Raw genomic sequence first — 9,847 nt, 5'->3', positions numbered from 1 at the left:
CGCGTAGGAGCGGGTTTACCCGCGAATACGGTGGCGGCGGCAACGGTGAACGGCGGGGGAGATTGGCCAGCAGGGCCGGCCCTTTCGCGGGTAAACCCGCTCCTACCAGCTGGACTGCCCCCCGATGCCTACACCGACTCGTCAGCCGGCCGCGCCCCCTCCTGCACCAGCACCATGCTCTGCGGCGAAGACAGTGGAATGCCTTCATCGCGCAACCGGCCAAGAATGGTGAACAAAAGGTCGCTGCGGGCTCCCGATACCTGCCGCGGCCCGGCCACATAGCCACTCACACCAATCACCATGCCGCTGGCCGTCAGGTCCTTGAACGACACCGAGGCAGCTGGCGCATCCAGAATCGCCTCATGCTCATGGTAAGCCGCCAGCAGCAGCTCCCGGACGCGGTTGGCATCAGTCTCCAGCGGCAGTGTCAAGGTAATGCTGACCACGCCCAGCGCATTGCCCATGGTCACGTTGCGCACGTTCTGCGAGATGAACTGCGAGTTGGGCACGATCACCGTGGAACGGTCAGACATCTGGATCTCCGTGGCGCGCACGTTGATGCGGCGGATATCACCCTCGACACCCGCCAGGCTGACCCAGTCGCCGACCTTCACCGGGCGCTCAGTCAGCAGGATCAGGCCGGAAATGAAGTTCTGCACGATCTGCTGCAAACCGAAACCGATACCGACCGACAGGGCACTGACCACCCAGGTCAGGCTGGTGAGGTTGATACGCAAGGTCGACATCACCAGCATGGCCAGGAACAGGAACCCCAGGTAACCCACCAGGGTCACCAGCGAGGCCCGCATGCCGGCGTCCATCTCGGTTTCCGGCAGCAGGCGGTCGCTCAGCCAGCGCTTGACCACACGGATGGCGAACAGGCCACCGAGGAAGATCGCCAAGGCCAGCAGGATGTCCTGCGGCACGATGTTCAGGTTGCCGAGCACCTTGCCGCCGGTCCCATCCCAGTCGCCCAGACTCAGCAGCAATTCGCTAGGGCTGGTGCCCGACGGCATCAACACCAGCAGCAGTGCCAGGAACAGCACGACAGTGCGGCCGATGCCGGCCAGTATGGTGCTGGCCTGCGCCTGATGGCGAGGCGCCAGGCCCAGGGTCGACGCCAGTGCCAGGCCACCGGGCTGGCGGGGCGACAGCAGGGTTTCGCACAGGTCGCCGAAGAAGGTGGTCAGCAAGTAGGCACAGGTGATCACCAGGCTGACCCACAACAGCTTGGCGGTAAGGAAATAGGCGAGTGTCAGGTAGCCGGTGAGCAGTGCCAGCAGGATCAACGTCAGCCAGATGACCATCACGAACGGGATCAGCCCGGCCAGGCCCGTCGGGCGCTCCAGGTCATGCTTGCGCAGGGTGCGGCGATAACACAGCAGCGCGCCTGCAAAGGTGAGCGCCACCACCAGCGCGGTCAGCCCGTTGACGGCCACCGTCAGCGCCAGGCTGGCGCCGATCACGCTGTTCATGCGCTCCATGGTCATCATGACCATCAGTGCCAATGCCAGCACCTTCGGGAACCAGCCCAGCGCACTGGCGACTTCGTCGTGGATCGCCGGCAACCGCCAGGACGGACGCTGCAGCATCAGCATGGCGCGGCCCAGGCCTGTGATGAAGGCACTGAACACCACCAGGGTAAGAATGTGATTGGTCAGGCTGGTGATATCCGAACCCAATCGCGCATTGCTTTCCAGCCCCCAGCGCAGCAAAGACACCGAGCCGGCGATGGTGCCCAGGGTTGCCAGGCTAACGCCCAGAGCCAAGGCGCTGCGGCGCAGGCGGCCCTCCGGCAACCAACGGATCATGGCACTGGCCAGCAAGCGTTCAAGCACGCGCCGTACCAACGTCCACACCAGAATCGCCGCCACCAGGCTGGCAACGAACAGCCAGCGGTTTTCGGCGCTGAAGGCGCTGCTGATGGCGTCGGCCGCCTCGCCGCGCAGGTCACGCAGGCGCGCCACGTCGTCCTGGGTGGGGCGGATGATGCTCTGCCAGAACGCCGGGCTCAGCGGCGAGGCTGCACGGCTGGTGATTTGCGAGTTGAACTGGCTGCGGCGCAGGTTGACGATTTGCGTGGACAGGTCACGGGCCGACTGGGTCAGCTTGGTGGCCTGATCCTGCTGGGCTACCAGCGCCTTTTTCTCGGCCTCCAGCGCTTTGCGCTGCTGCGTCAGGGTAGCGGCCTCGCCCGGCTGGGCCGGGCCGATGACCTTCAGCTGATCATCGAGTTTTCCCACATCGGCAGTGCGCAGCGCACTCAATGCATCAGCTTGACGCTGAACCTGCATCGCGCCCAGGCGCAGTTGCGACAGCACGTCGTCGTTGGCCTCGCTGGTGACGCCTTGGCGGATGAGGTCCAAGCGGTCGCTCAGTTGTTCGAGGCTGGCGTTTTCGTCCAGTGCGGGCGCCTCGGCAGCCGCCAGGTTGGACAATGGCGTGGCCGGGGCCGACCAGGCCGGGCTGACAAGCAACAGCATCAGGGCCAGCAGGGCAATCAGACCTGGGCAATAACGGGCAAGGCTGACACGCCTCATCGAATATTCCTCTTTGCAATTCGATTTGGCGGGAGATTCTACGCGGCTTCGGGCGGTCAGGAGAGTGCCGTTTCTCGCTTCAGCAATTGCTGTTTGCGCTCCACGCCCCAGCGGTAACCGCTGATGTCGCCATCCCGGCGCACCACGCGGTGGCAAGGGATGGCCACGGCAATACGGTTGGCCGCGCAGGCCATGGCGACCGCCCGCACGGCCTTGGGGGCGCCAATGCGCTCGGCGATGTCGGTGTAGCTGACCCGGCTGCCGGCCGGCACCTCACGCAGCGCCTGCCACACCCGCTCCTGAAACGCGGTGCCTTGCACATCCAGCGGCAGGGCCAGGCCCAAGGCGGGCGCTTCGACGAAACCGATCACTTCGGCGACCTTCTGTTCGTAGGCGCTGTCGCCGCCAATCAGGTGGGCCTTGGGGAACTGATCCTGCAGCTCGTGCAACAAGCCCTCGGGGTCGTCGCCCAGCAGAATCGCGCAGATGCCCTTGTCGCTCTGGGCTACCAGTATTGCACCCAGCGAGCATTGCCCAAGGGCGAAGTGAATGGTTGCCCCGGCACCGCCGGCGCGGTATTGCCGGGGGCGCATGCCCAGACGCTGGTCGGCGCTTTCGTAGAAGCGGCTGTTGGAGTTGTAGCCGGCGTTGTAAATAGCATCGGTGACCGAGTGCTGGCCGCCTTCCAGGTGCGCACGCAGGCGCCGGGCCCGGAAGGCCGTGGCGTAGGCTTTGGGGGTAACCCCGGTTTCGGCCTTGAACAGCCGATGCAGGTGGAAGGGGCTGACGGCCAGCCGTGCACTGAGTTGGCCGAGGCTTGGAACGGGGTCGCTGGTTTCGATCAAGCGGCAGGCGTGAGTAACCAGCTGGCTGTGGCGGGTGGCGCTGGCCTTGCTGATACAGCGTTTGCAAGCACGGTAGCCGGCAGCCTCGGCAGCCGCGGCAGTGTCGTAGAACTCGACGTTCACGCGCTTGGCCTGGCGTGATTTGCAGCCGGGGTGGCAGTAGACGCCGGTGGTACGTACGGCGTAGACAAAGTGGCCTGTGGCGGCAGTGTCGCGGCTCTCTATGGCTTGCCAGCGTTGGTCGGGGGTGGTGTAGAGGTTCATCTTTGTTTCCCGGATATGTTGTTGCCTGTACGGGCGATGCGAAAACCTCAGGCCCGCCACAGGTACCAGGCCGCCACGGTACGAAACGGCCGCCAGGCGCCGCCCAGCGAACGCATTTGCGCCGGTGTCGGCGCCGTCTCCAGCCCCTTGAGCCGCCGATACCCCTCGCGCACGCCAAAATCGTCCACCGGCAGAATGTCAGAACGCCCCAGGCTATAGATCAGCAGCATCTCCACCGTCCACCGCCCTACCCCACGCAGCGCCACCAGGCGTTCGATCAACGCCTCGTCAGCCATGGTTAACGCCTGCTCCCGCGTCGGTACCAGGCCCTCCAGGGTGGCTTGAGCAATGCCTTGGACCGTCACCAGCTTGCTCGCCGAAAAGCCGCAGGCACGCAGGGTTTCCGGGGATACCGCCAGCAACTGCTCTGGCTGGGGAAAATCATCTGCCGGGAACAGTGCCAGCAAACGCCCCAGGATCGCCTCGGCGGCACGGGCGTGCAGTTGCTGGTAGGCAATCGCCCGCACCAATGCCTCATAAGGCTCACGTCCCGGCGTAGCCTGGTGCAGGCAGGGCCCGATCGCTGCGATATGCCGTGACCAGTCCGGGTCAAGTGCCGCCAGGTGTTGCGCGGCCTCGTGATAGGCCTCGGGCGAAAGGTCGGCCAGCATCATGGCACCTCCATCAAGTCGATTGCAGGTCCAGCTTAGCGCAGCCGTTCATCGGGCAAACGCCGGTTCTTGCGCAGCTAATCTTTGGCATGCCATTGCTCCGCGCCATCTTCCCCGCATAGAATTGAGAACTATTCACAATCGCACACATCACTGGACTGGGCCTTCTCTACGATGCAGATCAACGACACGCTCAAGCCCACCGAGGTCGCTCTGCTCTACCAGTCTCACCATGCCTGGTTGCGCGGCTGGTTACGCAGCCGGGTCGGTTGCAGTGAACATGCCGCGGACCTGGCCCAGGATACCTTCGTGCGGTTGTTGCGCGCCCGCCAGGTGTCGCCGCTCAAAGAACCGCGCGCCTACCTCAGCAGCATCGCCCGTGGCTTGATGATCGACCAGTTCCGCCGCCGCGCGCTGGAGCGGGCCTACCAGGAGAGCCTGGCTCACCTGCCCGAAGCAGAAGTGCCCAGCGAAGAGGATAAGCTTGTCATCCTCGATAGCCTTGAACGCCTCGACCGCGCCTTGCACCAGTTGAAACCGCGCGTCCGCCAAGCGTTCCTGCTGGCCCAGCTAGACGGTTTGAGCATCGTGCAGGTTGCCCAACGTCTGGAGGTGTCCAGGGCCACCGTTGAGCGCGACCTGGCCAAAGCCCTGGGCGCCTGCTACCGGTTGCGCTATGCCGATGCCTGATGGTACGCCCGCACAGGCGCAGGTCGATCAGGCCATCGACTGGCTGGTGAAGCTGCGTTTCGACACCCCCAGCCCGCGCACCGAGCAGCAGTTTCAACACTGGCTGGCCAGCCACCCACACAACCGCCTGGCCTGGCAGCGAGTCAGTAATCTGGGTGATGAACTGGCCGGGCTGCCCAAGGACCTGAGCCGGCGCACCCTGGACGCTAGCCAGCACCCAAAAGCCAGCCGCAGGGACCACCTGAAGTTGCTGGGGCTGTTGGCCGTGGGCGGCAGCCTGGGCTGGGCCGCGCGCGAACCGCTAGGCCTGCCACAGCTGCTGGCCGACACCAGCACTGCCACAGGCGAACGGCGCCAATGGCAAGGCAGTGACGGCAGCCGTCTGCAGCTCAACACAGCCAGTGCCATCGACTTGCACTACAGCGCGGAGCAACGCCAGCTGAAACTGATCCATGGCGAGGTCAGCCTCGACAGCAACCCCAACGACAACCGCCCGTTCCACGTCGCCACCCGTGTCGGCCCGCTGACCACCTTCGATGGCCAGCTGTTGCTGCGCGAAAACAGCCAAGGGCTGCTGCTGTCGGTGCGTCGTGGTGAAGTCACGCTGTTCCCTGCCTCGGCCTCAGCGAGGCAAGTGCTGCCCGGTGAAACCTTGCAAGTCACAGCCGACGGCAGCATTCAGGCCAGAACACTGCACAACGACCCCTGGGGTTGGACCGAAGGTGTACTCAGCGTGCAGCAGATGCCGCTTGCCGAGTTTGCCAGCGAACTCGGCCGCTACCGACCGGGCCTGTTGCGCTGCGCTCCAGAAGTGGCGGGTTTGAAGGTTTCCGGCACCTATCAGTTGGCTGACACCGGGCAGATTCTGCAACTGCTCACCCGCAGCCTGCCCGTGCGGGTCGAGTACAGGACGCGCTATTGGGTAAGCATCGGCGCGGCGTAAAGGGTTATCACTGCGCCACAGCCCGCATCCGCCCACGGCGCCGGTATGACTGCCTGGCAAAGCACACGAACAGCCCGGCCATCAGTGCCAGCGCCATGGGCAAACCATGCGGCGCGACATTCATGGCCGCCCCACTGACCAGCGGCCCGACCAGGCTGCCTACGCCCCACAGCAAGCCCACACTGGCGTTGGCAGTGACCAGGTCCTGGCCCTTGAAGCGCTGCCCGATCAGCACCAGCGCCAAGGTATAGATCCCCCCCGCCACCGCGCCCAGCACCACCAGCAGCGGCCACAGCAGCCAGGTCAGATTCAGCAGCCAGGGCAAACCGATGCCGATCACCATCGCCACCAGCCCGCACGCCAGGTGTAGCCCTGTGCGCTCAACCCGATCGGCCAACCAGCCCAGCGGCAGCTGGAACAGCATGTCGCCGGCAAACACCACCGTCACCATCAACGCCGCCACGCCAACGGCAAAGCCATGGCTGGTGGCGTACACCGGCAGCAGCGACAGCACCACGGCATCGAAGAACGAGAAGAACAGCACCGCCATGCACAACGCCGGTGCCACACGGAAGAACCCGGCCAGGCCGAAGCTTTTTTCTCCCTCTTCGTGCTCGACATGGTCGTTAGGCACCGTCAGCACGATGCACAGCAACGCCAGCCCATAACAGACCGTGACGACACCCGTGATCCACGGGCTATCGGCGCCCAACACTGCCAGCATGGCCGGGCCCAGCACCTGAAAGCCCGTAAAGCTGGTGGCGTACAGGGCCATGATCTTGCCGCGGTTATGTTCGGGGCACAGTTCGTTGACCCACGACTCGCCGAGGATGATGGCGATCCCCATGCCAAGCCCCAGGCCCAGGCGCAGCAGCGCCAGCAGCCACAACGAGCCGAACGCGGACTCGAGCAAGGCGATGCTGACCGTGCACAGGCTGAAACACAGCAGATAGATAGTGCGCCGGGCGAGATGGCGGCAGCAGGCGTCGACCAGAAAAGCCGAGAGCATCATGCCGGCGGCAGGGATGGCCGAGATGATGCCGATTTCCAGTGTGCTCGCCCCCGCTTCATGCAGGCGCAACGACACCAGCGGCAAGCTGGCCCCCAAACTGAAACCCACGACAGAAACGGCGAACAATAAGCCCGCCAACAAACGCATGTTCATGTACCACTCCTGGCAAACCGAAAAGACGTGCAGAAACAGGCGCGCACGCCAGAACGGCGAGCGACGCGATAGCGCAGATCAGTTCAGGCGAGGTGTGGCGAGAAGGTGAAGGCAAACAGCACGCTGCGGCGGCGCTTGAGCACCGTGTCACTCGGCCATGCACGACGCAGTGCCTGGAAGGCAGGCTGGCGGGCGTGTGGGAGGGACTGGGTACGGCGCATTGCTTTGGCTACTACGCAGGTGATTGAAAAAAGAGGCGGCACTCTAGCCACCTCCGGGGGGCTCGTCAATTGCCCAGGGGCCTCTGCCAGGCCCCCGGCGCGTTCAGCGTTTACCTGTACTTGGCAGGAACACCGCCAACAACCCGAACAATGGCAGGAACGAGCACAACCCATACACATATTCGATACCACGCAGGTCCGCTACGTACCCCAACAGCGCAGCGCCAATGCCGCCAAATCCGAACATCAGGCCGAAGAAGATCCCGGCAATCATGCCCACGCTGCCCGGCACCAGCTCCTGCGCATACACCACGATCGCGGAAAACGCCGAAGCCAGGATAAAGCCGATCACCACGCTCAGCACTGTGGTCCAGAACAAGTCGGCATACGGCAGCGCCAGCGTGAACGGCGCCACGCCCAGTATTGAAAACCAGATCACAGCCTTGCGTCCGATACGGTCACCGATCGGCCCGCCAAAGAAGGTGCCCGCCGCCACCGCGCCGAGGAACAGGAACAGGTGCAGCTGCGAGCTGGCCACCGACACTCCGAACTTCTCGATCAGGTAGAAGGTAAAGTAGCTGGTGAAGCTGGCCATGTAGAAGTACTTGGAGAACACCAGCAAGCCCAGCACGATCAGCGCCGCGATTACCCGATTGCGCGAAATGCCGTGGGTGGCCTGAACTGCCTTGCGCGCCTTGGCCTGATTGAGGTGTTCCTTGTACCAGCCGCGCAACATCAGGGTAACGCCGAGGAAGAACAGCCCGGCCAGGCCGAACCAGGCCACATGGGTCTGGCCGAACGGTATGACGATGGCCGCTGCCAGCAGTGGGCCCAGAGCAGAGCCGGTGTTGCCACCGACCTGGAAGGTCGATTGGGCCAGGCCGAAGCGCCCGCCCGAGGCCAGCCGTGCAATACGCGAGGTTTCCGGGTGGAAGGTCGACGAGCCAATGCCCACCAAAGCCGACGCCAGCAGGATCATCGGGAAACTGCCAACGAAGGCCAGCATCACGATCCCCACCAACGTACACAGGGTGCCTAGCGGCAACAGATTTGGCGTGGGCCGGCGGTCGGTGAAGAAGCCGACCCAAGGCTGCAACAGCGAGGCGGTGATCTGGAACGTGAGCGTGATCATGCCGATCTGGGCGAAGCTCAGGTCGTAGTTGGCCTTGAGCATCGGGTAGATCGCGGGCAGCACCGACTGGATCAGGTCGTTGATCAAGTGCGCCAAGGCGCAGAAACCGATGATACGCATCACCATCGGCGAGGCTTGGCTTGCCGCTGCCGGGGTGGATGCGGTGGAGGCACTACTGGTGGCCATTTGCCTGAATCTCCGTCCTCTGGTTTGGGATCCGATTATCAGGAATCAAATAGATACATAGCTACCTTTTTTATCCCCCTGTCGCCACGTACTTGAAAATGGTTCTCAATATAATTAGCATCCTCTGCCAATGACTCCTGTCATCGTTAGGCCAAACGGCCCCTATCGTGAGCAGACCGCCCCCATGAGCCCGATGTCCGCCAAGCAGCTGCAGCCCGATCCACAACAGGAAGCGCTGGCGTGGTTTTCGTTGCTGCGCCAGCCCGGTTGCGACGAAACCCAGCGCCAGGCATTTGCAGCCTGGTGCCAGGTACAAGAGAACGCCCACGCCTACGCCGAGCTGGAGACGTTCTGGCAACAGCTGCAACCCGCACCTGCCCGCCCTCGCCCACGGCATGTCACTGTCCGTCGCAGTCATCTGGGTAAAGGGTTGGCGCTTGCGTTTTTGCTAGGGTTAGCCGCTGCAGCTTACCTGTACTGGCCGCTGATGCAGCGTCTGGCCAGCGAGCTGTACACCGATGTGGGAGAGCGCCGCAGCATACGCTTGGCGGATGGCACGACATTGAACCTGGACAGCGCCAGCGCGATGAACGTCGACCTGCGCGGCCGCACCCGCCAACTGCACCTGGTGCAGGGCCAGGTGCATCTGGAAGTCGTGCTCGACGGGCGCGCCATGGACGTGGAAGTGGGCAACGCACGCATCCAGGTATACGGCACTCGCTTGCAGATAGCCCGCCATGCAGGGCGCGACGAACTCGTGGTATTCAGTGGCAAGGCCATGGTCACCCAGGGGGGTGAGCAGCGGATGGTCTCGGCGGGTGAGCGGGTAACCTTCGATGACACACGCATCGACCCGGTGCGTAAGGTTGATCTGAAAACCGCTGACAGTTGGCGCAATGGCCGCCTGAAAGCCACAGACATGCCATTGAGGCAGGTGCTGGAGCGCCTTGCCGGTTACCAAGGGCAGCGTCTGTGGATGATGGATGAACAAGTGGCTCATCGCCGTGTAAGCGGCGACTTCAACCTCGACCAGCCTGGCCAAAGCCTGCAATCCCTGGCTGCAGCCCAGCAGTTGCAGTTGCTGGGCGTGCTCGGGCACTGGCTTGTGGTGCGCTGAAACCGGGGCTGGCCGCTAAGTTTTTGAAAGCGTGCAAATTTTTTTTGAAATGAGTGTTGACAGAGGGGGCGTT

9 protein-coding genes are annotated in these 9,847 nt (G+C 63.7%); 3 read left to right on the top strand and 6 right to left on the bottom strand.

The features are described from left to right. Positions 1-128: 128 nt before the first annotated feature. From V7787_RS26540 to V7787_RS26530, 3 genes are read right to left on the bottom strand one after another with little or no spacing between them, the layout of a single operon-like run. Positions 129-2,540: a DUF3772 domain-containing protein gene (locus V7787_RS26540; RefSeq protein WP_064491203.1), complete on the bottom strand. Its 2,412-nt coding sequence runs from the start codon at positions 2,538-2,540 to the stop codon at positions 129-131. A 56-nt stretch (positions 2,541-2,596) separates the two neighbouring features. Next, positions 2,597-3,649, bottom strand: coding sequence for a bifunctional DNA-binding transcriptional regulator/O6-methylguanine-DNA methyltransferase Ada (ada, locus tag V7787_RS26535; RefSeq protein WP_064491204.1), 1,053 nt, complete (start codon positions 3,647-3,649; stop codon positions 2,597-2,599). Between the two features lie 47 nt (positions 3,650-3,696). Then, positions 3,697-4,323 carry a DNA-3-methyladenine glycosylase family protein gene (locus V7787_RS26530; protein WP_010951953.1) on the bottom strand — a complete coding sequence of 209 codons (627 nt, stop codon included), beginning with the start codon at positions 4,321-4,323 and terminating at the stop codon, positions 3,697-3,699. Between the two features lie 171 nt (positions 4,324-4,494). Between V7787_RS26530 and V7787_RS26525 the strand changes: the two genes are divergently transcribed. Next, positions 4,495-5,010: a sigma-70 family RNA polymerase sigma factor gene (locus V7787_RS26525; RefSeq protein ID WP_064491205.1), complete on the top strand. Its 516-nt coding sequence runs from the start codon at positions 4,495-4,497 to the stop codon at positions 5,008-5,010. After that, positions 4,997-5,953 carry a FecR domain-containing protein gene (locus V7787_RS26520; protein ID WP_064491206.1) on the top strand — a complete coding sequence of 319 codons (957 nt, stop codon included), beginning with the start codon at positions 4,997-4,999 and terminating at the stop codon, positions 5,951-5,953. Before V7787_RS26525 ends, V7787_RS26520 begins: the two co-directional genes overlap by 14 nt. 7 nt (positions 5,954-5,960) lie before the next feature. On the opposite strand, the gene V7787_RS26515 is transcribed toward V7787_RS26520, so the two are convergent. The 3 genes from V7787_RS26515 to V7787_RS26505 all read right to left on the bottom strand — a co-directional run bounded on the left by V7787_RS26515 (position 5,961) and on the right by V7787_RS26505 (position 8,657). Then, the gene (locus V7787_RS26515) at positions 5,961-7,118 is read right to left on the bottom strand and encodes an MFS transporter (RefSeq protein ID WP_064491207.1); all 1,158 of its coding nucleotides are present in this window, start codon (positions 7,116-7,118) and stop codon (positions 5,961-5,963) included. 83 nt (positions 7,119-7,201) lie between these two features. Next, on the bottom strand, positions 7,202-7,339 hold the full coding sequence (locus V7787_RS26510) for a hypothetical protein (protein WP_003247435.1): 138 nt from the start codon (positions 7,337-7,339) through the stop codon (positions 7,202-7,204). Between the two features lie 103 nt (positions 7,340-7,442). Further along, a complete protein-coding gene (locus V7787_RS26505) occupies positions 7,443-8,657 on the bottom strand; it encodes an MFS transporter (protein ID WP_017148092.1) in 1,215 nt (404 codons plus the stop codon). Between the two features lie 193 nt (positions 8,658-8,850). Here V7787_RS26505 and V7787_RS26500 point away from each other — a divergent pair, with 193 nt between their 5' ends. Next, a complete protein-coding gene (locus V7787_RS26500; RefSeq protein ID WP_064491208.1) occupies positions 8,851-9,774 on the top strand; it encodes a FecR family protein in 924 nt (307 codons plus the stop codon). Positions 9,775-9,847 lie beyond the last annotated feature (73 nt).

This window comes from Pseudomonas sp. CGJS7, assembly GCF_036961695.1.
The sequence above is the reverse complement of the archived record's forward strand: the minus strand, read 5'-3'. Positions and strand labels throughout refer to the sequence as shown.

Excerpts from the sequence above, each read along its gene's own strand:
- V7787_RS26510 (WP_003247435.1), bottom strand. The coding sequence starts at position 7,339 with ATGCGCCGTACCCAGTCCCTCCCACACGCCCGCCAGCCTGCCTTCCAG.
- V7787_RS26520 (WP_064491206.1), top strand. The coding sequence starts at position 4,997 with ATGCCGATGCCTGATGGTACGCCCGCACAGGCGCAGGTCGATCAGGCC.
- ada (WP_064491204.1), bottom strand. The coding sequence starts at position 3,649 with ATGAACCTCTACACCACCCCCGACCAACGCTGGCAAGCCATAGAGAGC.
- V7787_RS26525 (WP_064491205.1), top strand. The coding sequence starts at position 4,495 with ATGCAGATCAACGACACGCTCAAGCCCACCGAGGTCGCTCTGCTCTAC.
- V7787_RS26505 (WP_017148092.1), bottom strand. The coding sequence starts at position 8,657 with ATGGCCACCAGTAGTGCCTCCACCGCATCCACCCCGGCAGCGGCAAGC.
- V7787_RS26540 (WP_064491203.1), bottom strand. The coding sequence starts at position 2,540 with ATGAGGCGTGTCAGCCTTGCCCGTTATTGCCCAGGTCTGATTGCCCTG.
- V7787_RS26530 (WP_010951953.1), bottom strand. The coding sequence starts at position 4,323 with ATGATGCTGGCCGACCTTTCGCCCGAGGCCTATCACGAGGCCGCGCAA.
- V7787_RS26500 (WP_064491208.1), top strand. The coding sequence starts at position 8,851 with ATGTCCGCCAAGCAGCTGCAGCCCGATCCACAACAGGAAGCGCTGGCG.
- V7787_RS26515 (WP_064491207.1), bottom strand. The coding sequence starts at position 7,118 with ATGAACATGCGTTTGTTGGCGGGCTTATTGTTCGCCGTTTCTGTCGTG.